At 43.2% G+C, this 24427-nt stretch carries 22 protein-coding genes; 8 read left to right on the top strand and 14 right to left on the bottom strand.

Annotated elements, in window-relative coordinates; all coding sequences use genetic code 11:
* Positions 1 to 55 precede the first annotated feature (55 nt).
* Entirely contained in the window at positions 56 to 436 is a 381-nt protein-coding gene (gene panD, locus PSF16_RS09730) for an aspartate 1-decarboxylase (protein ID WP_006659325.1), read from the top strand.
* A gap of 82 nt (positions 437 to 518) precedes the next feature.
* Here the strand turns inward: panD and PSF16_RS09725 are convergent, their stop codons facing one another.
* Positions 519 to 1289 carry an ABC transporter permease gene (locus tag PSF16_RS09725; protein WP_006661053.1) on the bottom strand — a complete coding sequence of 257 codons (771 nt, stop codon included), beginning with the start codon at positions 1287 to 1289 and terminating at the stop codon, positions 519 to 521.
* Positions 1289 to 2227 (bottom strand): ABC transporter ATP-binding protein, encoded by a 939-nt coding sequence (locus PSF16_RS09720; RefSeq protein ID WP_006659327.1) that lies wholly within the window; start codon positions 2225 to 2227, stop codon positions 1289 to 1291. The genes PSF16_RS09725 and PSF16_RS09720 overlap by 1 nt, the downstream gene beginning before the upstream one ends.
* A 269-nt stretch (positions 2228 to 2496) precedes the next feature.
* On the opposite strand from PSF16_RS09720, the gene can reads away from it, so the two are divergent.
* Complete coding sequence (gene can, locus PSF16_RS09715) at positions 2497 to 3150, top strand: carbonate dehydratase (protein ID WP_006659328.1); 654 nt, start codon at positions 2497 to 2499, stop codon at positions 3148 to 3150.
* A 66-nt stretch (positions 3151 to 3216) separates the two neighbouring features.
* Here can and hpt read toward each other — a convergent pair whose 3' ends face one another.
* Both hpt and cueO read right to left on the bottom strand, forming a co-directional pair.
* On the bottom strand, positions 3217 to 3753 hold the full coding sequence (hpt, locus tag PSF16_RS09710; RefSeq protein WP_006661051.1) for a hypoxanthine phosphoribosyltransferase: 537 nt from the start codon (positions 3751 to 3753) through the stop codon (positions 3217 to 3219).
* 114 nt (positions 3754 to 3867) lie between these two features.
* Positions 3868 to 5484, bottom strand: coding sequence for a multicopper oxidase CueO (gene cueO / locus PSF16_RS09705; protein ID WP_272689177.1), 1617 nt, complete (start codon positions 5482 to 5484; stop codon positions 3868 to 3870).
* Between the two features lie 313 nt (positions 5485 to 5797).
* On the opposite strand from cueO, the gene PSF16_RS09700 reads away from it, so the two are divergent.
* Positions 5798 to 6145, top strand: a complete 348-nt coding sequence (locus PSF16_RS09700) for a YacC family pilotin-like protein (protein ID WP_006661049.1) — start codon at positions 5798 to 5800, stop codon at positions 6143 to 6145.
* 65 nt (positions 6146 to 6210) lie between these two features.
* On the opposite strand, the gene PSF16_RS09695 is transcribed toward PSF16_RS09700, so the two are convergent.
* Positions 6211 to 7251 carry an AbrB family transcriptional regulator gene (locus PSF16_RS09695; protein WP_272689176.1) on the bottom strand — a complete coding sequence of 347 codons (1041 nt, stop codon included), beginning with the start codon at positions 7249 to 7251 and terminating at the stop codon, positions 6211 to 6213.
* 170 nt (positions 7252 to 7421) lie between these two features.
* A complete protein-coding gene (locus tag PSF16_RS09690) occupies positions 7422 to 8060 on the bottom strand; it encodes a TetR/AcrR family transcriptional regulator (protein WP_272689175.1) in 639 nt (212 codons plus the stop codon).
* 378 nt (positions 8061 to 8438) lie between these two features.
* Here PSF16_RS09690 and PSF16_RS09685 point away from each other — a divergent pair, with 378 nt between their 5' ends.
* Entirely contained in the window at positions 8439 to 9659 is a 1221-nt protein-coding gene (locus tag PSF16_RS09685) for a Tm-1-like ATP-binding domain-containing protein (RefSeq protein ID WP_006661046.1), read from the top strand.
* Positions 9660 to 9669: 10 nt separating this feature from the next.
* Positions 9670 to 10497, top strand: a complete 828-nt coding sequence (locus PSF16_RS09680; protein ID WP_006661045.1) for a phosphoenolpyruvate hydrolase family protein — start codon at positions 9670 to 9672, stop codon at positions 10495 to 10497.
* Between the two features lie 83 nt (positions 10498 to 10580).
* Here PSF16_RS09680 and PSF16_RS09675 read toward each other — a convergent pair whose 3' ends face one another.
* Entirely contained in the window at positions 10581 to 11330 is a 750-nt protein-coding gene (locus tag PSF16_RS09675; RefSeq protein ID WP_272689174.1) for a hypothetical protein, read from the bottom strand.
* Positions 11331 to 11513: 183 nt separating this feature from the next.
* Positions 11514 to 12410: a diaminopimelate dehydrogenase gene (locus tag PSF16_RS09670; protein WP_006659337.1), complete on the bottom strand. Its 897-nt coding sequence runs from the start codon at positions 12408 to 12410 to the stop codon at positions 11514 to 11516.
* 192 nt (positions 12411 to 12602) lie between these two features.
* Between PSF16_RS09670 and PSF16_RS09665 the strand changes: the two genes are divergently transcribed.
* Both PSF16_RS09665 and PSF16_RS09660 read left to right on the top strand, forming a co-directional pair.
* A complete protein-coding gene (locus PSF16_RS09665) occupies positions 12603 to 13949 on the top strand; it encodes an MATE family efflux transporter (protein WP_006659338.1) in 1347 nt (448 codons plus the stop codon).
* Between the two features lie 196 nt (positions 13950 to 14145).
* Positions 14146 to 15465, top strand: coding sequence for an L-cysteine desulfidase family protein (locus PSF16_RS09660; RefSeq protein ID WP_006661042.1), 1320 nt, complete (start codon positions 14146 to 14148; stop codon positions 15463 to 15465).
* A gap of 161 nt (positions 15466 to 15626) precedes the next feature.
* Here the strand turns inward: PSF16_RS09660 and yjiA are convergent, their stop codons facing one another.
* The 4 genes from yjiA to PSF16_RS09640 form a co-directional block, all read right to left on the bottom strand.
* Complete coding sequence (yjiA, locus tag PSF16_RS09655; RefSeq protein ID WP_006661041.1) at positions 15627 to 16589, bottom strand: GTPase; 963 nt, start codon at positions 16587 to 16589, stop codon at positions 15627 to 15629.
* Positions 16590 to 16644: 55 nt separating this feature from the next.
* A complete protein-coding gene (locus PSF16_RS09650; RefSeq protein WP_006659341.1) occupies positions 16645 to 16848 on the bottom strand; it encodes a YbdD/YjiX family protein in 204 nt (67 codons plus the stop codon).
* A gap of 101 nt (positions 16849 to 16949) precedes the next feature.
* Positions 16950 to 19103 carry a carbon starvation CstA family protein gene (locus PSF16_RS09645; RefSeq protein ID WP_272689173.1) on the bottom strand — a complete coding sequence of 718 codons (2154 nt, stop codon included), beginning with the start codon at positions 19101 to 19103 and terminating at the stop codon, positions 16950 to 16952.
* 394 nt (positions 19104 to 19497) lie between these two features.
* A complete protein-coding gene (locus PSF16_RS09640) occupies positions 19498 to 19986 on the bottom strand; it encodes a WG repeat-containing protein (protein WP_006659344.1) in 489 nt (162 codons plus the stop codon).
* Between the two features lie 358 nt (positions 19987 to 20344).
* Between PSF16_RS09640 and PSF16_RS09635 the strand changes: the two genes are divergently transcribed.
* Positions 20345 to 21952 (top strand): GMC family oxidoreductase, encoded by a 1608-nt coding sequence (locus PSF16_RS09635; protein ID WP_006661039.1) that lies wholly within the window; start codon positions 20345 to 20347, stop codon positions 21950 to 21952.
* Between the two features lie 47 nt (positions 21953 to 21999).
* Here the strand turns inward: PSF16_RS09635 and purT are convergent, their stop codons facing one another.
* Together purT and rarD are read right to left on the bottom strand one after the other, a co-directional pair.
* Positions 22000 to 23178 carry a formate-dependent phosphoribosylglycinamide formyltransferase gene (purT, locus tag PSF16_RS09630; RefSeq protein ID WP_036961552.1) on the bottom strand — a complete coding sequence of 393 codons (1179 nt, stop codon included), beginning with the start codon at positions 23176 to 23178 and terminating at the stop codon, positions 22000 to 22002.
* A gap of 163 nt (positions 23179 to 23341) precedes the next feature.
* A complete protein-coding gene (rarD, locus tag PSF16_RS09625) occupies positions 23342 to 24268 on the bottom strand; it encodes an EamA family transporter RarD (RefSeq protein ID WP_036978602.1) in 927 nt (308 codons plus the stop codon).
* Positions 24269 to 24427: the final 159 nt, after the last annotated feature.

Here is a 24427-nt window from a genome sequence, read left to right as displayed (position 1 = left end):
GACTAGGGCAAGAGCGCGCAGCCAACAACGCTGTGGCTTGAATGAGGAAGAAGAAATGCAAAGAAAAATGCTACTAGGTAAGCTCCATCGTGCCACCGTTACCCAAGCAGATCTACATTACGAAGGCTCTTGCGCTATCGATCAGGATTTTTTAGATGCGGTTGGTATCTTAGAGTATGAAGCGATCGATATTTATAATGTGGACAATGGCGAACGTTTCTCGACTTATGCAATTGCAGGAGAACGCGGTTCTAAAATTATCTCCGTTAATGGTGCAGCGGCTCGCCGTGCGGCTGTTGGTGATAAATTGATTATCTGCACTTATGGCATGCTGCCTGACGAAGAAGCCCGCCAGCATCAACCTAAAGTCGCTTACTTTGACGCGAATAACACCATGAGCCGTATTGCCAAAGCAGTGCCGGTTCAAGTCGCTTAATATCAAAAAATGCCCCTTAGAGGGGCATTTTTCATTCTCATCACCGTTTTACTTCCTTTCTTAATTCTGCTCTTCCGCTAAATTAGCTTCTTAAGCCTCTTCCTTGCTCAATTAAATACCATGTCAGTGCATAGAAAATAATTAAAAATACCATTAATACGCTTAAGGTAACGACAATAGACACATCGGCAATGCCTAAAAAGCCATATCTAAAGCCGCTGATCATATACACAATCGGGTTCAGCTTGGACACTGCCTGCCAGAATGGTGGCAATAACGATAAGGAATAGAATACCCCACCCAGATACGTCAACGGGGTTAAAACGAACGTTGGAACAATGCTGATATCATCAAAGGTTTTGGCAAAAATCGCATTCAAAAGCCCCGCCAGAGAAAACACTATCGCAGTTAGCAATAATGTCACCACAACCATTGACCATGAATGAACTTGCAACGGGATGAAGAATAGCGAAACAATGGTGACTAAGAAGCCAACTAGAATTCCGCGTGCAACACCACCGCCCACAAAACCTGCGATAATCACATGAGTTGGAACTGGTGCCACTAATAACTCTTCAATATTTTTCTGGAATTTAGAACCAAAAAACGATGAACAGACGTTTGAATATGAGTTAGTGATTACCGCCATCATGATAAGACCAGGGACGATAAACTGCATATAATCCACACCACCCATGTCACCGATTCGAGACCCAATTAAGTTCCCGAAAATGACAAAATAGAGCGACATCGTGATCACTGGAGGCAACAAAGTTTGTACCCAGATACGACCAAAACGAGTCACTTCTTTAATCCAGATAGTTTTTAAGGCAACCCAATACAGAGTGAACATTACACACTCTCCTTCTGAGAGACTTGATTATCTTTTTTCACTAAGCTAACAAATAGCTCTTCTAGACGGTTCGCCTTATTACGCATACTCAAAATTTGAATTCCTTGGTCACTTAATTGACTGAATACCCCATTGAGCCCTTGCTCTCGCTTCACATCGACTTCAAGGGTTGAGGTATCCACCAAGCGAGACTCATATCCGACCAAATCGGGAAGCGGGCTTTTCGGCATTAAGTCAAAAATAAATGTTTCTGACTCTAATTGGCTTAAAAGCTGCTTCATACTGGTATTTTCCACCAGCTCACCATGCTGAATAATCCCGATATTACGGCACAGCATTTCCGCTTCTTCCAAATAGTGGGTCGTCAAAATAATGGTGGTGCCTTGTGCATTCAATTTTTTCAAAAACGTCCACATAGAACGACGCAGTTCAATATCAACACCGGCGGTTGGCTCATCGAGAATGAGTAATTTTGGCTGATGCATTAAAGCACGAGCAATCATCAGGCGGCGTTTCATCCCGCCAGATAAATTACGCGCACGCTCATTGCGCTTCTCCCACAAATCCAGCTGAGTAAGATATTGCTCAGCACGTTGGTTCGCTAAATTGCGAGGAACGCCATAATAGCCAGCTTGGTTTAAGACTATCTGCAATACCGTTTCAAATGGGTTAAAATTAAATTCTTGGGGAACTAAGCCAAGCTGCTGTTTAGCTTGAACAACTTGCTTATCTAGGTCATAGCCAAACACGCTGACTGAACCACTGGTTTTATTCACCAATGAGCTAATAATCCCTATCGTTGTCGATTTTCCTGCACCATTAGGTCCAAGCAAGGCATAGAAATCACCATCTTCCACGCGTAAATCAATTCCACGCAACGCTTTCACACCACCTGCATAGGTTTTCGTCAGCTGCGATAGTTCGAGTGCGTAAGTCATATATTAAAAATACCTTTATTCTTGGGGCTGTTTGGAGGCAATATAGAACAATGATGCCACTTTTTCTTGTCGGATGTTATGCAGAAAAGTGATAATAATTTAACAAGGTATTATTCAGCATCCCCCTAATTGAGGGTTGTCATGTATAAATGAGTGGTTCATCATAGATATGAAATTAGTATAACTAATTATTATTTAATCAATAAATACTGTATAAGATTTTATCGCAAAGTCACACAATTAAGCTACAAACAACTAGGCTATAAGTCATGATGAGAAAAATTGAAGAGCTGTTTGCTAATAACGAAGCATGGTCAGCCTCTGTAAAAGAAAAAGATCCTGAATTCTTTAAAGAATTATCAAAAGCTCAAAGACCTAGATTTTTATGGATAGGCTGTTCAGACAGTCGAGTGCCTGCCGAAAAACTGATCAACGCAGCCCCTGGGGATCTCTTCGTTCACCGTAATGTGGCGAACTTAGTTATCCATACGGACTTAAACTGTTTATCCGTTATTCAGTATGCGGTTGATGTTCTGCAAGTCGAACACATTATTATCTGTGGTCACTACGGATGTGGTGGTATTGAAGCCGCGGTGGATAACACCGAATTAGGCCTGATCAATAACTGGTTATTACACATCCGTGATATCTGGTATCGCCATAGCTCTATGTTAGGTGAACTAAAACCTTGTGAGCGCTTAGATCGCCTTTGCGAATTAAACGTCGTTGAGCAAGTGTATAACTTAGGTCACTCGACTATCATGCAATCTGCGTGGAAACGCGGTCAAAATATCATGATCCATGGCTGGGTTTACGGTATCAATAATGGTCGTTTGCATGACTTACACATTACTTCAGATAGCCGAGAAAAATTAGAGTTAGGCTATCGTGAGGCTATCTCTAAGCTCACACAGAAAAAATAATTTCCTGATGCTAAATAGCAAAAGAGCAGCCTAGGCTGCTCTTTTTATTGCAAAGAATAAAGTTAATTACTCTTCCAGCAAAGTCACGTGTCCAATATAAGGCAGATGACGATACTGTTGTGCGTAGTCGATACCATAACCTACGACAAATTTGTCTTCGATTGAATAACCGATCCACTCAACTGGCACGTCTACTTCACGGCGAGATGGCTTATCCAGTAGCGTACAAATTGCCACAGATGCTGGCTCACGTAAGCCAAAAATCTCACGGACTTTATTTAAGGTATTGCCTGAGTCAATGATATCTTCCACGATCAGCACATGCTTACCGCGAATATCTTCATCTAAATCTTTCACAATTTTCACATCACGGCTTGATGTCATCGCATTGCCGTAGCTTGATACCGTCATGAAATCAACTTCATGAGGTACTGTGATTTTACGGCATAGATCTGCCATAAAAATGAAAGAGCCTTTTAACAGACCAACCAGAACTAACTCACCGTGTTTATCTTGGTAATGAGCACTAATGCTGTCTGCTAATTCACTGATTCTTTGAGCAATCTCTTCTTCAGAGATCATTACATCCAGAGTATGTTTCATCATCTATTACGCATGTGTGGGAATGGAAAGCGCGTAATTTTAACATAAGCCACACAAAGACGCGACGACAAAACCAATGGCAGTGACCACGTTGCCACTGCCACATTGGCAACGTTAACTTACGGTAAAGCCCATCATCATGCCTGTATCCTCATGTTCCAACAAATGACAGTGCGCCATATAAGGGTGCTGAGGTGTTGCCGTATGTTTAAACTCCACCAAGACCTCACTCACTTGCCCTTCCACTTTTACGATATCTTTCCAACCTTGACGATGTGGTTCGACAGGGCGACCATTTTCTTTGAGAATTCTAAAACGCGTGCCATGTACATGGAACGGGTGCAACATCATATCGCCACGCCCTGAAATCACCCATATTTCCTGCTGATTCAGTGGCGCATTAAACGCAGGGTGAGTCATGGAGAAAACCTGACCATTGATGGTATTGGCATTATGAATATCCAGTTCATCCGCACCGGAACCACAGTGACCACCACGGTTCTGCATGCCGGACATATTACCGTGATTCATATTGCCATGGTTCATGTTTCCATGATCCATATTGCCCATCATCCCGCCATGTCCCCCCATACTCCCCATAGCTTGCGGACCATATTTTTCACGCAGCATCATCATGCCTTGCATATCCAAACGCATGTCCATCATCAAATGGAATTTACGACGATTCAGCCCTGTCAAAGACGGTATAGCGGCAAGCGTTGCTAACTGGCTCGGTAATTTGCCTGTTCCGTCACTGAGCGTGGTTTCGATACGTAAAACAGGAAGGGGTTGGTCGAACGGAGCAAGGGTCATTCCCATTTGCCCAACAGGTAGGGTCACAAGATCAAAGGCACGACCATCTGAAGCATCAATCAGTACTTCAAAACGCTCGCCCATTAAGATAGGTAATTCGGTCAAGGCAATAGGTTCAGCGAGCAACCCGCCATCACTACCTATCACGTACATTTTGCGCCCATCGCTGGTCGATACATTTAAACTGCGAGCATTACAGCCATTTAATAATCTCAGACGGATCCAACCTTTCGGTGCAACGTGTTTAGGATAAACAGCCCCGTTGGTGAGCATCATATCCCCAAACCAGCCTACCGCCGCACTCATCACATCCAATTGATAATCAATCTGCCCATCATCTTTCAAACGCTTATCTTGCAAAATTACCGGAATGTCATCAACGCCCCACTCGCTCGGTAAGCCATGTTTTTGACTATCTTCATCTTTGACCAGCACCAATCCCGCTAATCCCATTGCCACTTGGTGCCCTGTTTTTCCATGAGTATGAGGGTGGAACCAACAGGTCGCTTCTGGCTGATTAAGTGTGAAATTGACTTTACGACTGGCGCCAGGGGCAATAATTGCTTGAGGTCCCCCATCCTGTTCCCCTGAAATTTCTAATCCGTGCCAATGCACTGTCGTCTCTTCAGGAAGCTGGTTGGTGATATTAATATTCACTGACTGCCCATTTTTTAAACTCAAGGCAGGTCCTAATAAATCGCCGTTATATCCCCACGTTGTAGTCTTCTTACCCGGCACAAACTGAGAAATACCTTGCTTGATGGCGATTTGAATATTTCCTTGAGCATCCGGTTCCACTATTGGTGGAATAGCGAGCGTAGGGTAATTCCCTGCTGCGACAGCCATGCGGCTCCAAACTGGCAGTGCGCTAGCCGCATAGGCAATGGCACTCAGCTTAAGAAAATCACGACGTAACATAGATAACCTTCCTTTTATTTATCAAAATCAACAATCAGTGAGCACAGTGTGACAAGTCTAAAATTGCCCTTGCCAAGCAAAACGTGGTTTAATGATTGAGATGATAAAGCTTCCCCTTACAGGAAGGTCAATAAACCCATTCAGTTAATATGGATTTATTACATAGATTTAAGAAAGTTAGAATTGACTAACGAATCTATACACAAAATAATCTAAAGTGCACAGTAGCCGTAAAGAAATAAGGCAACTTGATGTAATGCGAGTATGTTCTTATGCTAATGTAACTTGACATAAAAACCAGATAGAATATCGAATGCAAAAATTTATATTAATGTCATGCTTAATGATGCTTTTGGGGATAACCAACGCCGCTAAAGCACTCTCAACCAATGAAGCTGAAGACCTCGCTGATCTGACTGCTGTGTTTATTTATTTAAAATACGACTGTGGCTATTCCCAAATTCCTGACAGAGAAATTGAACGCGCTATTGTCTATTTTGCAAAAAGTAACAAATGGGATTTAGGCAACTACAACTCAGATAAAATGAGCAAGCTGAATAAAGAAAGTTATGACGATTTAAAAGGCATTCCCCTCACCCAAGAGTTCAAATGCCAATCCTTAGCGAGGGATTCTCTAGGTCTATTTGCTTACGTAAAATAATCAAGCAATCCGAATGCGGAAACATGCCGGCAACACCATCGACAAAATCGAACCATGTTTCCTTCTTATCCTTCTTTCTTTCCTTTACGTTCCTGCCAAAATAACACGACCGATGGAATGGTTTGAATGATCACCATCCGAATAATATGGTTAGACATGACAAACCCTGCATCTAAATTCATCGTGATCGCCGCAAAGGTCATGGCTTCCATACTGCCCGGAGCCCAAGCCAGCAAAAGTACTGCAATATCATACCCCGTGATCCATGCTGCAAATACAGTGATCAAAAAGGTCAAAATAATATTAATAATCACCACTTGCGCTGAGGAGTAAATATTTTTAATCAAGGCTGATAACGGGAAGACAATAAAGTGGTTACCAATGTTCATGCCGATTAAAACCATGCTCAGCTCAGTCAGCATCAACGGAAAATGAAGCTGAACATCAATCCACCCTTGAATTAAGGTTGCCGCCCCAAGGGAAGTCAGCATAAATGGTGCGGGCACTCTGAGTCGTTGTAAGAGCAATCCCATCACCCCCCCCACTGTCACAATCACCAGTAACCAGAATGTGGATTCCAGGGTTAACGTTGGCCATTCAATTAGCGGCTGAGGATCGCCCTCGCTTCCTACTACCAAACCTGCCAATAAAATAAGGATAATCAATCGAATAGTATGGGAAATGACAATTTTTTGTGGCGGTGTATGAGTGTGATCTGTTAACGCAAGAATAGCAGCCATCGCTCCCGGCACCGAGCCTAACATCGCTTCCTGTTTTGTCCACCCTACCTTGCGGTGAAACCAGAAAAAACTAAACGAAAACTGCACGGCCAAGCACACCACCAGCATTAACAACAACAACAATAAATTATCCGCGTCCGACAATGAAACCTGATTGAACATCAAACCGACAGAGGTTCCTAGCGTGACTTGAACAAAAGTGATGGTGTGTTTCGGAATAGGGAATAACAGGCCAAAACGGTGAAAAATGATAATGGCAAGGATAGGCCCGAACATTAATGCAAGAGGAATGCCGATATAAGTGAGTGCACCACCAATCATGGCACAAAGAATAATTCCTACACCCATTTTTATCAGCTTCATCATCGGACAATAACCATTGAAATAATTAATTATGAGAATAAGTTACCTCATAATCATTCAAAGTTATAAAGCTAAGTGTGCCTAAATTATCGCCTACCCGATATTCACGATTTCACACTTCAAATGTCCCTACAAACAGAAGGATATTAGGTAAATTTAGGCAGAATTAATTTCTAAGGCTTTTCAATGTGCTGTTTATCCGCAATAGCCTGATTAATAATTGCTTTTGCCATCCACTGTGCAATCTCGGTGACTTGGTCATTATCCAATTTCCAAATATCTTTCAGTACCAAGAATATTTCCGAACCATAAATGACAGAAAACGCTTTGATGACCTTATTAATGATTTCTTCAGGAAATTCAGATTTCATCGGCAATGTTACCATCGCCAAAATGTCTTTACGGTTACCACGCTCTAATCGTTTTTCTGCAGGTTCTGGTGTTGGGGATGAGCGACCGAGAGCCCATTGCTGAAGTGATGTTTGCAGAGCGGCTCGTAATACCCCTTCATGGGCAAACATGCGCGGAAATGCGTAACGTAGCAATTCATCAATCCGCTCTTCTGTTTTTTCGCTTTGAGGTTTCCACGTCAAAATAGGTCCAAGGCTAACATTAACTGTCGCCGCAATAAGGTCACTTTGAGTCGGAAAATAACGATAGGCAGTTGCTCGAGAAACCCCAGCTTCTATCGCTAATTCGGAAACTGATGGCATCGCCCCTTTTTCAAATAGCTCAACTGCTGTTGAAACTAATAAGTTATAAGTGCGTTTACGCGTTCCTTTATAATCTGGCATTAAATGACTCAATGGCATGTTTTAGTCCTTAAAATCACCTTTCTATGAGCATAGCAAGATGATTAACAACACGAAGATGTTAGCCACTCTATTACCCATTTGACGTGTATATAATTATGTTTGTTCTCGAAATTACGCTATAAATACAGTACGGTAAATCATTATATTTAAATATTCATGGACAAAAACCACTACTCTAAGTTTACCATTTTGCAATAACCATCTTATTTATAATGCTTTATCAAAAAGATACAAATCATTCTTCGATTATCCAAGTAGACAATTTAAAAAATGAGACTATAGTCTCATTATTAACTTATCGTAAATGATACGATAATCTCATTAAGATGAAAAATTCAGCACCTCCCCCTACATAAAAAATAAAAGGATTTTTCTATGCCAAAGCATCAGGGTTTTATTTATGTTGCAAGTACCCTAGACACTAAAAGTGCTGAGCTTTTTTATGTCAGTGACTTAATTAAAAATGCAGGGCTTGCTGTACGTACCGTTGATCTAAGCACTCAGCCACTAAAATTAGACAAACATGCGGATATCACCGCAGATATGGTTGCCAGTTTCCATCCTCAAGGAAACAGCGCCGTTTTCTGTGGCGACCGAGGAAAAGCAATAGAAGCGATGGCGCAGGCTTTCAGCCTCTATCTAGCTGCACAAACTGACGTCGCCGCAATACTTGGGCTAGGCGGCTCAGGTGGGACTGCACTGATTACACCAGCAATGCAAATCTTACCGGTGGGTATACCAAAATTAATGGTTTCCACCATGGCATCAGGCGATATATCTGGGTATATCGGCGCCAGTGATATCTCCATGATGTATTCCGTCACCGATGTTTCTGGATTGAATGTCATTTCACGCAAGGTTCTAAAAAATGCAGCAAACCAAATTGCAGGCGCAGTTTGGTTTGATAACGGCGAAACTGACGTCACTGAAAATAAACCCGCCATTGCATTGACTATGTTTGGCGTGACAACACCGTGTGTCCAGCAACTGACTGCCAAATTAGAATCTGACCATGATTGCCTCGTCTTCCACGCAACCGGAAGTGGCGGTAAAGCGATGGAAAAATTGATTGATAGCCGTTTATTAGATTCGGTTTTAGATATCACCACGACTGAAGTATGTGATTATCTTTTTGGCGGCGTTTTAGCTTGTGATGAAGATCGTTTCGGCGCTATCGCTCGGACGCAAACCCCTTGCGTATTATCCTGCGGCGCACTGGATATGGTGAACTTCGGTCGCCCATCCACCGTACCTGAGCAATATAAAGATCGTCAATTTTACCATCATAATGCTCAAGTCACGCTGATGAGAACCACCGTTGAAGAAAACCGCCAGATGGGACGTTGGATTGCCGAAAAGCTCAATGTATGTGAAGGCGAAATTCGCTTTATTATCCCAACAGCTGGTTTCTCTGCTCTCGATATTGACGGGGCTCCATTCTGGGATCCTGCCGCTGATCAAGCCTTTATCGATGCATTAACCAAACACTTAGTCATAACAAAAAAACGACAATTAATATTAAGCCCGCACCACATCAATTCAGCAGAATTCTGTGATCAGGTTATTGAATTACACCAGGAAATAACAAATAAGTAGAGGTTCATTAATGAAACATAACCGCGAAGACTTACTGAAACATTTCAGAGAGATGATTGCTCGTGGAGAACCCATCATTGGCGGCGGTGCCGGTACAGGTCTGTCCGCTAAATGTGAAGAAGCAGGTGGTATCGATTTAATCGTTATCTATAACTCAGGTCGCTATCGTATGGCGGGACGCGGTTCTCTAGCCGGTCTGCTCGCTTACGGCAATGCTAACGAAATCGTAATGGATATGGCGAAGGAAGTTCTCCCAGTCGTGAAGCACACCCCCGTGCTGGCTGGCGTCAACGGTACTGATCCATTCTGCCAATTCGATAAATTCCTTGATGATATCAAGGCTACGGGCTTTGCTGGCGTGCAAAACTTCCCAACCGTGGGTCTTATCGACGGTAACTTCCGCGCTAATCTAGAAGAAACTGGTATGGGCTATGGGTTAGAAGTCGAGATGATCCGCATGGCACACGAAAAAGGGTTATTAACCACACCATACGTTTTTAGTCGCGAAGATGCTATCGCGATGGCGCAAGCAGGGGCTGATATCATTGTACCACATATGGGTCTGACTACCGGCGGTAACATTGGTGCCGAAACGGCGGTGACACTGGCCGATTGCGTTAAACTAATCAATGATTGGGCAACCGCAGCGAAATCCGTCCGTGATGATGTGATTATTCTGTGTCATGGTGGACCTATCGCGACCCCAGCTGATGCCGAATATATTTTAGCTCACTGTCCTGATTGCCACGGCTTCTACGGTGCAAGCTCCATGGAACGTTTACCGACAGAAGTGGCATTAAAAGAAACCACACAGCAATTTAAATCTATAACCCGCTAATATTTATTCCTTATTTTGTTTTACTTTATTTTTGCCAACACCAGGACGCCTACTTCGGTAGGCGTTTTTCTTTATTTTTTTGCTTACACATCCCTTTGATGCATCCTCTTCTTACGTAATTTGAACAGTCCAAATAGTGCAGGTAAAACAACGGGTAGCGAAAAATAGAGCACCCCGAACGCAAACGCCACATGGGGTTTTTCAGGGAATTCCCCGCCTGTACCAATTGAGTCCAAATAATGGATAGATTCCAGATACTCGGGTGTCAGCCCACCATATGGCACCATCCACGATAACAACAGCGCAGTAAAGATACTGAACATAAAGTTCATTGCCATTAAGGCGGAATACCCAAGATTTTCTTGGCGTTCTTGGTCGGTTCGGCTGGTTAATCCAAACAGCATCCGGTTTACAACGGTCGCACTGTAGAGATAGAGGATTACAGGCGAGTCCCCCAACACTGAGGCATTGATAGCCAGTGCAAAAAGCCCATAAACCAAGACGAATCCTAATATCACAAAAAAATTCTTAAATACCGACATAAATACGCCGGAATGCACCAAAATAAACTCGAATATAAGGATCAATGTGAGGTTATAAATAATCTCTACACTGTAATTCTCAGGGAAAAACCAAACTGAAATAATAAAACCGACATAGAATAACGAAAATCCATAATTCATCATTTTCGAAAAGGCACGAATGATACTGAATGAATTGTGGGTCTCTTTGACGCTTTTTACCGCTTTATTCTTAGGGAAAAAACTTGCCGATGAGGATTGGCTCCCTTTATTTTTATTCGTAACTGGTTTCTTTTCCTTTGGTGTTTCCATTCCATTTCTCCGCTGGCACTCTTTTATGCTTGTATCGAACCAATCCTAAATAATGGCGTTATTCTGAAGGGGAATAAAATAAAAAGCGAGGAGAGAAAATGGTACGCGGTCACAATGCTATTCATCATTCTGCGCACCATTAAAACGTGATTCTATCGACTAGAGGTTAACGCTATCAATAGATTAAACAAGCTTAGCAATTAAGCTATCTAAATCACCTTGTAGGAAATTCACGGGTGGAATTTCAATAACGGTATAAGCCCCTGCAGGCTGCTTCATGGTCGCGCGAGCCGCTGATACCATAAATTGAGAGGTTAATGCGGGGTTATTGATACGCATTGAGTATTCAAATAATTGGTTATGCGTTGCGCCAGAAACGCCTTTATGAGTCATCTGCACGCCGTGTCCTACATCTTTTAATGCATCAATACTATCAACTTGGCGAATATGCGTTTCATCGGAAGAGAAATAGCTGTCTTGTTTGATCCCGCTGACCACATCGTTAAAATTAGCCCCAGCGTCAAGCTCCACATAGACCATACGACGATGAACGCCTGTCCCTAATGGAATGGTGACAGAAAGTGCATCTTTTACACCGTCGACTGCTTTTGCCGCAACACTATGTCCCATGCTCATACCGGGACCAAAGTTGGTGTAGGTCACCCCTTTCGGCGCCATCGCCAACATCAACGTACGCATGATAGAGTCAGAACCCGGATCCCAACCAGCCGAGACAATCGATACACTGTTATGTTTCTTCGCCACACCGTCAAGCTGATGTTTTAATGCCACAATATCAGAGTGCACATCAAAGCTATCGACGGTATTGATACCTAGGCTTAAAATTTTCTCTGCTAAAGAGCCAATTGCACGCGTCGGGGAACACAGTAATGCAACATCCACACTGCCTAATTTCTCGATATCATCAACCACTTTATATGTCGCCAATTCCGCTGGAATATCTTGGGTATTACGACGTACAATTCCGACTAATTCGAAATCATCAGCGGCTTGAACAGCTTCTAGTGCATAACGACCAATATTGCCGTAACCCACTATTGCTGTTTTAATTTTTGTCATTGTGACTCCTCGGTCATTCTGATGTCATATTTCAAATACAAGATACATATCAATAACAAATTTATGTAGATTAAACAAAGCTTAATTATCTAAAAATATCCGGCTTTTATTACTAGGTTACTTCACTGATTAGAGGTAGAATCCGAGCAAATCTCGTTCTTTCCTTTATTTAAACATATACAAAGGTTCTTAATGCATCAGTCCGATGTCACTGAGAGGTCACTCTATTCCCTCAGTTGGCCAATCTTTATTGATATTTTCCTTCATTTGGCCACCTTATTAATTAATACCTACATGGTGAGCCATGTATCCACTGCCTACCTCGCCGCTATGGGGGTGGGAAACCAAGTTTTTGACCTTTTTATTACTATTTTTAACTTTATTAGTGTTGGTTGCAGTGTGGTTATTGCCCAATACCTTGGGGCGGGTCGCCGTGACAAAGCCAGCCAAGCAATCCATATCTCCATCGCCTTTAACTTTATTTTAGGTTTTTCCAGTGCCTTAATTGCACTGTTTTTTGGCTATAAAATTCTCACCATCATGAATACGCCATCCCACTTAATGGATGATGGGTATGCGTATTTACACATTTTGGGTATCTGTTTAATTCCTGAAGCTATTTCTATCATTCTCGCAGCTTGTTTACGCGTTTATGGTAAAGCACAGCCTGCCATGTGGGTCACATTAATCGCCAACATCATTACTGTGATAGGTAACATGATTGTGCTCTATGGTTTCTTTGGTCTGCCACAATATGGGTTAGAAGGCGTCGCATGGTCAACGGTAGTTGGACGTGTAGTTGCGGTGATTTTACTCTTCGGCTTGCTGTTCTATGGTTTAAGAATCAAATTTACCCCAATGATGCTGATCCACTGGTCAAGCAAAATGCTGAGTAAAATCCTGCATATTGGTTTACCTGCTGCGGGTGAAAACTTAGTGTGGATCCTGCACTTTATGACCGCATCTGCGTTTATTGGCTTAATGGGTGAAACCGCTCTTGCGGCGCAAACTCTCTACTTCCAGTTGTCGTTATTTATTATGCTGTTTGGGATCTCTATCAGTATCGGTAATGAGATTATGGTGGGGCATTTAGTCGGTGCTAAACGCTTTGACGATGCATACCGTCGCGCCTTTAAGAGCCTGAAATGGGGCTTTTACGTCACGATTGGTGTGGTATTTATGTTCTGGTTATTCCGTTCACCGATCCTGAATAGCTTAACTGATGACCAAGGCATTATTCAGCTACTCCTGCCGATTTTCTTATTATCCGTTTTCTTAGAGCCGGGACGCACGATCAATATCGTTATGGTCAATGCCTTACGCGCCTCTGGTGATGCGAAATTCCCATTATTCACTGCCATCCTGTTCATGTGGGGCATTGCCATCCCGCTTGGCTACTTCCTCGGTATTAAAATGGAAATGGGGTTAATCGGTATTTGGATTGGTTTCTTTGTCGATGAGTGGGTTCGTGGACTCACCAATGCGTGGCGCTGGCGCTCGCGTAAATGGCAAAGTAAACGCCTCGATTTAGAAAGCTAATTTCACAAAATCCTACCAATGAAAATAGGTAGGATTTTTGTGATCGGCATCATATTTAAAAAAATATTCTATTAAGAATCAGAGTTAGAGATAAATTTTCTCTCCCATCCCGATTTATCCATAAACATTGTGAAGTTTTTCTCCGCCCTCTTTATTAAAATAATTTCATCACCACATGACTTTTAGGGATATCACCATGGCAACGCAAACTGAAGAACTCCTTTGGCAATATTTTATCAATGCTGTTAAACAAGACGTCAAGCCTGCACTGGGCTGTACTGAACCTATTTCCCTTGCTTATGCAGCGGCAAAAGCAGCATCTTATCTGCCATCACCAGTCGTTCGCGTTGCCGCGTTTGTTTCCCCAAACTTAATGAAAAATGGAATGGGTGTCACCGTCCCTGGAACAGGAATGGTGGGTTTACCCATTGCAGCAGCTCTGGGTGCAATTGGTGGTGATGCCGATGCAGGTTTAGAAGTATTAAAATCCGCCTCACCGGAAGCGATTGCACGCAGTAAAGCGATGCTTGCGGACGGCTCCATCACCGTTGATATTAAATCCCCTTGTGATGATGTTATTTATTCAGAAGCGACAGTCTATAGCGAAAATGATTCTGCCACGGTGATCATCGCAGGCTCTCACACGCATATTGTCAAAATTATCCACGGTGATCAGGTTCTGTTCGATATTACTGAGAGTAAAACAGAAACGAGGGATCCCGTTGATTGTGGTACCGATGTCAGCTTACCTAAAGTCACTGCTAAGGCTGTTTATGAGTTCGCAACTCAAGCACCCTTAGACGATATTCGTTTCATTCTTGAAGCCGCTCACTTAAATGATGCGTTATCTCAAGAAGGTTTGCGTAATAGCTACGGCCTGCATATCGGCAAAACGCTACAGGCTCAACGTGACCGCGGTTTATTGTCCAAAGATTTATTATCCGAAATTATGATCCGCACAACGGCAGCCTCCGATGCACGTATGGGTGGTGCGGTACTCCCCGCAATGAGTAATTCCGGTTCCGGTAACCAAGGTATTGCCGCAACCATGCCTGTGGTTGTTACCGCAGATTATTTGCAATCTACTGAAGAACAATTAGCCCGTGCACTGATGCTTTCGCATTTGATGGCAATTTATATCCATAACCAATTACCTGCATTATCTGCATTATGTGCAGCCACCACGGCGGCGATGGGCGCTGCCGCAGGGATTGCATGGTTATTAGAAGCTCGCTATGAAGTGGTCGCAATGGCAATTTCCAGTATGATCGGCGACGTGAGCGGCATGATCTGTGACGGTGCATCCAATAGCTGTGCAATGAAAGTTTCCACCAGCGCAAGTGCGGCATATAAAGCCGTATTGATGGCGCTAGATAATAGCTGCGTAAGAGGCTCAGACGGAATTGTGTCAGATGATGTGGATCAGTCGATTGCGAACTTGTGTTCGTTAGCTGCGGGGTCAATGCGGCATACGGACATTCAAATAATCGAAATAATGTCCTCCAAAGCTCGCTAATTCTTCGCTCTTCGAGCTGTCGCTGTGTTGGTTGCACTCGTTAAGGCTAGTCACATACTTATGTATGCTCCTAGCCCTTAACTCGATTACCGCCTTGCGACAACTCGAATATCTTTGAATTAGAATCTTCTGTTAGCTTCTTCTTTGTTTTTATTGAGTTTTTATTGAGTTTCTAGTGCAGCGAATTTTTCGCGAATTTCGGCTTCTGGGAGGTCGATACCGATGAAAACGAGGACGCTGCTGCGCTTTTCGCCCTCTTCCCAATCCCGATCCCAATCGGCGCTATACAGGCGCTGGACACCTTGAAATAACAGACGTTTTGGTTCATCGATAATGGATAGAATACCTTTATAACGTAATAAATTATCTGCGAAACCAAGCAGTAAATCTTCCATCACTTGAGATACCGCCATCAACTCAACGGGATAATCAAACTCCAAGACAATGGAGCCCACCTCATTTTGCTGCTTAGGTGCAAAACGGAAAGTCGGCTGTTTAACATTGAGTTTTGAATCCAGCAAAAAGCCTTCAATATCTAACAACAAATCTAAATTAATATCCCCATGAACCACCGGATAAATCGGCGCTCGGGCATTAATTCTCTGTAAACGCTCAATTAAAGCGTCGTTATTTGGCTCGATATCGGTTTTAGTCAGTAAAATTCTATCGGCGTAGCCAATTTGGGCTTGAGCAATAGCGAAATCATTTAGCTGTTTATCAGCATGTACCGCATCCACTAACGTAATGATGCCATCCAATAAATAACGTTCACACAGAACATCATGGGAGAAAAAAGTTTGCGTAATAGGTCCTGGATCAGCCATTCCTGTGCACTCGATGACTAAACGGTCAAAATCCAGTTTACCGCTGTCCAAACCATCTAATAGATCCAGTAGCGCGTTCTCTAATTCATTGGAACGACTGCAACAAATACACCCATTACTTAACGTCGTAATTTGAGTGGCACGATCGCCAATCAACGCATTATCGATAGGCACTTCACCAAATTCATTTTCAATCACGGCAATTTTATGTCCATGATCCTCATTGAGAATATGGCTCAATAGCGTCGTTTTCCCTGCGCCCAAAAAGCCCGTTAAAATCGTTACATTGATTGGTTTCATTATTGCCCTCATCACGCTATACATTTATAGGATCATTCGTTTACAGGATTATCCGTTAACAGCAGCGAAATCCGCCTTTACCACCACCGCCGTAGCGAGCATCTTGTCTTTCACGAAAAAATTCCTTATAGGTCATCACGGGTTTATCTGGGTGATTGTCTTTCATATGCTGCACATAGGTATCGTAATCGGGGATCCCGACCAGCATTCGAGCCGCCTGACCTAAATATTTTCCGGTTTTACCCAAGTTTCCAAACATAACTCTCTCCAAAGGCAAAATGCCCGACACTGCATTTTTGTACAATGTCGGGCTTCCCTTACTGTTTCGAGTGAATAAAATCTCGAATCATTTTTGTGTCCTTAGTGTGATGATGACACTTTCACACCCTCTTTAGGAACAGGAACATAAGGGGTTTCTTTATCTGTACGATTTGGGTTTTTCTGGGCTTTCATTGCCACACGGATACCAAAGAAGATAATACCGTAAACCACCACTAAGAACAGAATACTCAGACCCGCATTGGTGTAGTTATTGATAATAATGTGATTCATATTCGTAATTTCTTGTGCCGTTAAATCAGCACCACCTGCGGCGATTTTCTCTTTGTAAGATTTCGCTAAGTATAAGAAACCTTCCAGTTGAGGATTATCGCTGAATAATTTCAGTCCTAATGCCCATGTTGTACAGATTAATAACCATACTGCTGGTAACACAGTCACTAAGATATATTTGCTGCGTTTCATCTTAATCAGTACAACAGTACTCAGGACTAACGCCACCGCTGCCAACATCTGGTTGGAGATACCGAACAGTGGCCACAAGCTCTTAACGCCGCCCAGAGGGTCAACAACACCTTGATACAGCAAGTAACCCCATAAACCTACGCATCCCGCAGTGCCGATGATACCCGCAAACAGAGAGTCGGTTTTCTTCAGGAATGGCACGAAGTTACCCAGTAAATCTTGCAGCATAAAGCGACCAGAACGGGTACCCGCATCCAGTGCGGTTAAGATAAACAGCGCTTCAAACAGAATACCGAAGTGATACCAGAAGCCCATGTTGGCAGCTGGCATAATTTCGTGGAATACAAACGCAATACCGACAGCTAAGGTTGGCGCACCACCCGCACGGTTCAGAATAGAAGGTTCACCGATGTCTTTTGCTGTTTGCATGATTTGTTCAGGCGAAATCACAAAGCCCCATGAACTCACTGTTGCTGCCGCATGAACAGAAACATCTTTCAGTTGCGCCATAATTGCAGCGCCATCTGGACCACCCAGCTCATGCAGGTTAGGCATAGTGATACCTAATGCTGATGGTGGAGTGTTCATTGCAAAGTACAGACCTGGTTCGATGATAGAAGCGGCGACTAACGCCATGATAGCCACGAAAGATTCCATTAACATCGCACCGTAACCGATGTAACGCCCATCTTTTTCGTTCGCGAGCAGTTTTGGCGTCGTACCCGAAGAAATTAAGGCGTGGAAACCAGACACCGCACCACACGCAATGGTGATGAACAGGAATGGGAACAGTGTACCTTTCCACACTGGACCTGAACCATCAACAAACTGTGTCACCGCTGGCATTTTCAGCTCAGGGTTCAGGATAACAATACCCACCGCTAAACCAACGATAACCCCGATTTTCAGGAATGTCGCTAAGTAGTCACGAGGAGCCAGAATCAGCCATACTGGCAATAACGCTGAAACAAACGCATAACCGACTAATGCATAAGTAATCGTCGTATCTTTAAAGGTCAGCGCTGGACCCCAGTATGGGTCATGAGCAATCACACCACCAAACCAAATAGAAGCGACTAACAGTGCAATACCGATAACGGCAATTTCACCCACACGTCCTGGTCGGATATAGCGCATGTATATCCCCATAAACAGCGCAATCGGCACAGTGGAGCAAACCGTGAACACACCCCATGGGCTTTCTGCCAGAGCCTTAACCACGATCAATGCTAATACCGCAAGGATAATGATCATAATTAAGAAGCAGCCAAACAGTGCCAGTGTACCTGGAATTGGCCCCAATTCTTCTTTAACTATCTCACCAAGGGATGCACCATTACGGCGTGAGGAGATAAACAGCACCATAAAGTCCTGCACAGCCCCCGCAAGGACCACCCCAGCTAACAGCCATAACGTTCCCGGTAAATAACCAACCTGAGCCGCCAATACGGGTCCCACTAATGGACCCGCCCCTGCGATAGCTGCAAAGTGGTGACCAAACAGAACGTTCTTATTGGTTGGAACATAGTTTAAGCCGTCATTATTAATGACCGCTGGCGTAGCACGTGTTTCATCCAGCTGCATCACTTTTTTAGCGATATATAAGCTGTAGTAACGATATGCAATCAGATACACCGCCACGGAAGCGACGACGATCCACAGTGCACTGATGTGTTCCCCACGTCTTAACGCGACAACACCCAAACAGATTGCACCGATGATCCCGAGGATCATCCATGGAATGTGTTTTAAAATACCATTTTTGTTCATAGAACACCCTTCTGAGGTAGAACGAACATGCCATTAATGCGTAATTGCGATTTATTAAACGGCGAAAGCGTTGGTTTTAGTCGCTTTCGATGAATAACAAATAATTTTTTAATAGGCAGTGGTTGAATGATTTTGAATGTGAAAAATTGAGTTCTGCCATAGTGGGTATGGTAAGAAATTACTATCAGGAAAAGAGAAAAGTTACCTTGAGTGGTGGCATACAGAATTAAGCGGTTAGTTTTTTGCAGTGAATGGTTTTCAAGCGACGCCAAACCCTTGAAAAATGTGATCTATATTGCAAATATTTTTCATTTCAATAAGTTAAACAATATTTAAAATCATGTTTGCATTGTGACTTTTGTTAAATTTATGCACTTAACACATGAATAAAACGCTAATTTTTCATGTTCAAAGGATTAACAATTTCTTGCCATTCACCGCCTACCCACCAGCGATGTTCCCCATCTGTTTGTTGCTGACACTTCATACCAACCTTGGCCTTACCGTTTTCGAATGGATATGCACAATCGTAGATTGGCTTAATCACAATCTCTCCAGTTCTTGCGTTGGCATAACCAATCTTTTCACCCTGACGAATTCGGTATAGCCCTTCACTCTCAGGGTCGAGACCATTATCAAAATAGTAAAATTGATACACTTCATTACCGTGCTTATCCACGAGTCTAATACCACTTTTTGTGTATACGCTTCCTTTAAGACAATAAAGGAAAGGCGAAGAAGATTCAAAGCAACGGATTTTTTCACTCTCACCTTCCGCCATTAGCTGAAATTGGTCCTCAATCGGCATGGCTTGAGCCACTGTTGCCATGAACATCGTACCCCATAATCCCATCAAACTGCTTTTTATGAGTCTCGCTTTCATTGATAAACACCCATTCATTTTTATCGAGCACTCAGAATCTCCCAAAGTCACAAAAATGGGTATCAGACAATACGCAATTCCTTTATGGAACTGCACTTTTATTCTTACTTTCTAGCACTAAAAGTCGTCAAAAACGCAAAACATTAACTTATTAATAACAATAACGATTAAGAGCTAAAATCGAAAAATAAATATTTACTCCTTAAATAACAATAAATAGAGAAAATCAAAAATAGTTACATAGGAAATTATTTTTGAAGCCAATCACACTAACGGAACATTATTTATACATTAATAATTCAAGAGGGTATTGTTAAATAAATGATGATTTGATGTTAATTTAGATAAGAGAGTGAACATGAGCACACAAAAATATGACTATATTATTGTCGGTGCAGGCTCCGCAGGTTGTGTTCTCGCCGCTCGCCTGATCCAAGAAACCCAAGCTCGCGTGCTGCTCATTGAAGCAGGCGGTAGCGATAACCACATGTTTATCCGTATGCCTGCAGGGGTCGCAAAAATTATTGCCCAAAAAAGCTGGCCCTATGAAACCGAACCAGAACCTCATGCCAACAACCGCAAAATGCAAATTGCTCAGGGTCGCGTGCTGGGAGGCAGTAGTTCCGTCAACGGTATGATCTACATTCGTGGGCAAAAACAAGATTACGATAACTGGGAACAAAAGTACGGCTGTGAAGGCTGGGGTTATCAAGATGTTCTACCGTGGTTTAAAAAAGCCGAACGCAACGAAAGCCTAACGGGTGAATACCACGGCACTGAAGGACCCCTTCCCGTTAGCGAAAACCGCTATCGCCATCCACTTTCTATGGCATTCATTCAAGCGGCTCAAGAACATGGTTTACCTTACGTTAATGACCTGAATGGCGAGAGCCAACAAGGAACCAGTTTCTATCAAACCACCACACATAATGGGGAAAGAGCCAGCACCTCCAAAACCTATTTGAAATCAGTGGCAAATAGCGACCGTTTAACTCTCAAACTTAATACCCAAGTTAATCGCATTATTATTCGCGATGGGCAAGCGGTTGGCGTGGCTTACCAAGGTAAAAATGGTCACGAAGTCGAAGCCTTTGCTCGTGAAGAAGTGCTGGTTTGCTCCGGCGCAATGGGATCCGCGAAGTTATTGATGCTTTCTGGTATCGGACCAGAAGAACACCTTTCCGCTTTAGGGATCAAAACAGTGGCTAATTTACCGGTAGGCGAAAACTTTCATGACCACCTACACATGTCCATCAACGTCACCACCAAAGAACCCATCAGCTTATTTGGTGCAGACCAAGGCTTTGCCGCTATCAAGCATGGTTTTGAGTGGATGGCATTTCGCAGTGGGCTACTCGCCTCTAACGTTTTAGAAGGCGCCGCCTTTAAAGACAGCTGTAACCAAGGCCGCCCTGATGTGCAAATTCACTTTTTGCCTATTTTAGATAGCTGGGATGATGTACCGGGAGAGCCTCTACCCGCCGCTCATGGTTTTTCACTGAAAGTCGGTTACTTACAACCTAAGTCTCGCGGAAAAATTTTACTGCGTAGCCAAAACCCGCAAGACCCATTAAAAATTCATGCCAATTACTTAGCTGATCCTGAAGATATGGAGGGTTGCAAACGTGCGGTAAAATTTGGTTTAGATGTGTTAAGCCAGCCATCATTACAAGCTGTCAGTAAAAATACGTTGATGCCACCTGCCCAAGTTCAGCATGATGAGGGTCAATTAGAAGAATTTGTACGTAATTTCTGTAAAACCGTATACCACCCAGTTGGTACTTGCCGTATGGGTACCGATATTGCAAATTCCGTCACTGATTTACGTCTTCGTGTTCACGGAATAAATAAGCTGCGCGTGGTGGACTGTTCCGTGATGCCTGAAATTCCAAGTGGCAATACCAATGCACCAACCATTATGATTGCGGAACGCGCTGCCGCGATGATTATTGAAGATAGACAATAATCACCCTAAAAAGCCCCCGCCAAAACCCAACAGGCGGGGGATAATCACTAACCTGTTACTTTCACTCTAGCCGCCGCCACTTTCGCCATCTCTAACGCTTGCTCTATCGAATCCCCAATCGCCAATGCCACACCTAGACGGCGAGTTCCCGCGATTTCCGGTTTACCAAATAAGCGCAATTGAATATCAGAATTTAATGCCTCATCGATTCCCGTGAAAACCACATTACGACTATGAAGTTCCGGTAAAATAACCGCTGATGCGCTGGCACCGTATTGGCGAATAGAACCAATTGGCAAGCCCAAAAAAGCGCGAACATGTAAAGCAAATTCAGAAAGATTTTGGGAAATCAGTGTTACCATGCCAGTATCATGAGGGCGCGGAGAGACTTCATTAAAAATAATCTCGTCCCCACAAACAAACAATTCCACACCAAATAAACCGTATCCCCCTAACGCTGTCACGATTTTTTTCGCCACGTCTTGCGCTTTTTTCAAAGCAACGTCACTCATGGTCTGTGGCTGCCAAGACTCTCGATAGTCACCTTTTTCTTGACGATGGCCCACTGGCGCACAAAAATGAACGCCATCTACCGCGTTGATAGTTAATAACGTAATTTCAAAATCGAAATTCACCATCTTTTCGACGATAACGCGTCCTTGACCCGTTCGACCGCCTTCTTGAGAGTAGTTCCACGCACTGTCTAACTGCTCCGCGGAACGGATCACGCTCTGCCCTTTGCCTGAAGAACTCATCACCGGTTTGACAATACATGGGAAACCAATTTCATGGGCAGCAGCTTCAAAGTCCGCTTTGGTTTCTACAAAACGGTATTCAGAGGTGGGTAGTTGCAACTCTTCAGCCGCTAAACGGCGAATTCCTTCACGATTCATCGTGAGGTAAACAGCATTCGCAGAGGGTACAACCTTCTGCCCTTGTCGCTCTAAGTCAACCAAGGTTTTTGTCGCAATGGCTTCAATCTCTGGCACAATAAAATCCGGTTTTTCGCTCGCCACTAACTGCCGCAATGCGTCGCCATCTAGCATATTGAGAGTATAGCTGCGATGAGCAACATGCATAGCAGGTGCGTTGTCATAACGATCGACCGCAATCACTTCTATACCTAAACGCTGGCACTCAATCGCCACTTCTTTACCTAACTCCCCAGATCCGAGAAGCATAACTTTTGTCGCGCTAGAACAAAGTGCAGTACCTAATTGGCTCATGATAATGACCTTATATCCCAAGAGATTAATTTTGCTGCTTAAAAAGATAATGTATAAAAAGATGGTTGGGATTATATACGCAATCGTTTGCCCTGACTATCATCGAAGAGCCAATAGGCAATATACCGACTAGAAAATAACGCTAATCGCTTAAAATTACAGGCTAAATTTGTGGTGGCTCATCACGCCCCGTCACATACGGTTGGCGGCGAGATCCCTTGCCATAGCGCTTATGCAACAACGCTAAGACACAGAATAGTAAACCAATCCAAATAAGGGTGAAGCTCACACCTTTAACCCAGTCGAACACTTCATTAAACAGGAACACCGCTAATAAGAATTGAATGGTTGGCTCTATATACTGTGCTAAGCCAATAACCGTCAGCGTTGTGCGCTTAATAGCTGCGGTAAAGAACAAGAGTGGAATGATAGTAACAGGTGCCGCTAGCATATAGAGTATTTTCGTTTGCCAATCCCCGTTTGCTACTGCACTGATACCATGGGCAGATAACCACCAAGTGATACCGACTGCCAGTGGTAATAGCCATAAGGCCTCCAAGAATAGAGACGTAATGACATCAAAGCGGATAAATTTGCGGATCAATCCATAAACCGCAAATGCGCTCCCCATCACTAAAGCTAAAACAGGTAGCTCGCCATATTGAATAATTTGGTAAACCACTCCTGAAAAAATAAACACGACAGCCAACTTTTCAGCAAAGACCAAACGTTCCCGTAAAAAAATCACGCCAAGCAAGATGGAAAATAGCGGGTTAATAAAGTAGCCCAAGCTCGCGGCAAGTACTTGCCCGTGCGTTAAGGCATAAGTGAATGTCGTCCACGACACCGCCATAATGGAAGAACTAAAAAGACATAACACTATCGAGCGTTTGTCCGCCCATACTTGCTTCCATAATGATTTGTTTTTGATAAGTAATCGAATAACAAATAAAAAGGGAATAGACCAGATCAATCGTTGAGCCAGCAACTCCATGGCTTGAGCATCAGGTAACAGTCGATAAAACAGCGGGGTTATCCCCCAAAGGATGTAGGAAAAGATAGCCAATGCTACCCCTGAACGCAGCAACATAATTTATCCGTCTGAAAGTATGACCAATTTGCCTCTATAATACGCCAATAAATGAAAGAGTGTAGGTTGATGTGCAAACTATAATGAGAATAACCTCGCCACTTAACTCCTTTAAACACTTCCCTTAATAAAATATACGTAAATTATGCAATACTTTTC

It is taken from the genome of Providencia sp. PROV033 (assembly GCF_028484855.1).
GTDB classification, from domain to species: Bacteria; Pseudomonadota; Gammaproteobacteria; order Enterobacterales; family Enterobacteriaceae; genus Providencia; species Providencia alcalifaciens.
This window is presented reverse-complemented; position numbering and strand designations above follow the sequence as displayed.

Bases quoted from the DNA above. Each gene is read 5' to 3' on its own strand.
- panD (WP_006659325.1), top strand. From the start codon at position 56: ATGCAAAGAAAAATGCTACTAGGTAAGCTCCATCGTGCCACCGTTACC.
- PSF16_RS09725 (WP_006661053.1), bottom strand. From the start codon at position 1,289: ATGTTCACTCTGTATTGGGTTGCCTTAAAAACTATCTGGATTAAAGAA.
- PSF16_RS09720 (WP_006659327.1), bottom strand. From the start codon at position 2,227: ATGACTTACGCACTCGAACTATCGCAGCTGACGAAAACCTATGCAGGT.
- can (WP_006659328.1), top strand. From the start codon at position 2,497: ATGATGAGAAAAATTGAAGAGCTGTTTGCTAATAACGAAGCATGGTCA.
- hpt (WP_006661051.1), bottom strand. From the start codon at position 3,753: ATGAAACATACTCTGGATGTAATGATCTCTGAAGAAGAGATTGCTCAA.
- cueO (WP_272689177.1), bottom strand. From the start codon at position 5,484: ATGTTACGTCGTGATTTTCTTAAGCTGAGTGCCATTGCCTATGCGGCT.
- PSF16_RS09700 (WP_006661049.1), top strand. From the start codon at position 5,798: ATGCAAAAATTTATATTAATGTCATGCTTAATGATGCTTTTGGGGATA.
- PSF16_RS09695 (WP_272689176.1), bottom strand. From the start codon at position 7,251: ATGATGAAGCTGATAAAAATGGGTGTAGGAATTATTCTTTGTGCCATG.
- PSF16_RS09690 (WP_272689175.1), bottom strand. From the start codon at position 8,060: ATGCCATTGAGTCATTTAATGCCAGATTATAAAGGAACGCGTAAACGC.
- PSF16_RS09685 (WP_006661046.1), top strand. From the start codon at position 8,439: ATGCCAAAGCATCAGGGTTTTATTTATGTTGCAAGTACCCTAGACACT.
- PSF16_RS09680 (WP_006661045.1), top strand. From the start codon at position 9,670: ATGAAACATAACCGCGAAGACTTACTGAAACATTTCAGAGAGATGATT.
- PSF16_RS09675 (WP_272689174.1), bottom strand. From the start codon at position 11,330: ATGGAAACACCAAAGGAAAAGAAACCAGTTACGAATAAAAATAAAGGG.
- PSF16_RS09670 (WP_006659337.1), bottom strand. From the start codon at position 12,410: ATGACAAAAATTAAAACAGCAATAGTGGGTTACGGCAATATTGGTCGT.
- PSF16_RS09665 (WP_006659338.1), top strand. From the start codon at position 12,603: ATGCATCAGTCCGATGTCACTGAGAGGTCACTCTATTCCCTCAGTTGG.
- PSF16_RS09660 (WP_006661042.1), top strand. From the start codon at position 14,146: ATGGCAACGCAAACTGAAGAACTCCTTTGGCAATATTTTATCAATGCT.
- yjiA (WP_006661041.1), bottom strand. From the start codon at position 16,589: ATGAAACCAATCAATGTAACGATTTTAACGGGCTTTTTGGGCGCAGGG.
- PSF16_RS09650 (WP_006659341.1), bottom strand. From the start codon at position 16,848: ATGTTTGGAAACTTGGGTAAAACCGGAAAATATTTAGGTCAGGCGGCT.
- PSF16_RS09645 (WP_272689173.1), bottom strand. From the start codon at position 19,103: ATGAACAAAAATGGTATTTTAAAACACATTCCATGGATGATCCTCGGG.
- PSF16_RS09640 (WP_006659344.1), bottom strand. From the start codon at position 19,986: ATGAAAGCGAGACTCATAAAAAGCAGTTTGATGGGATTATGGGGTACG.
- PSF16_RS09635 (WP_006661039.1), top strand. From the start codon at position 20,345: ATGAGCACACAAAAATATGACTATATTATTGTCGGTGCAGGCTCCGCA.
- purT (WP_036961552.1), bottom strand. From the start codon at position 23,178: ATGAGCCAATTAGGTACTGCACTTTGTTCTAGCGCGACAAAAGTTATG.
- rarD (WP_036978602.1), bottom strand. From the start codon at position 24,268: ATGTTGCTGCGTTCAGGGGTAGCATTGGCTATCTTTTCCTACATCCTT.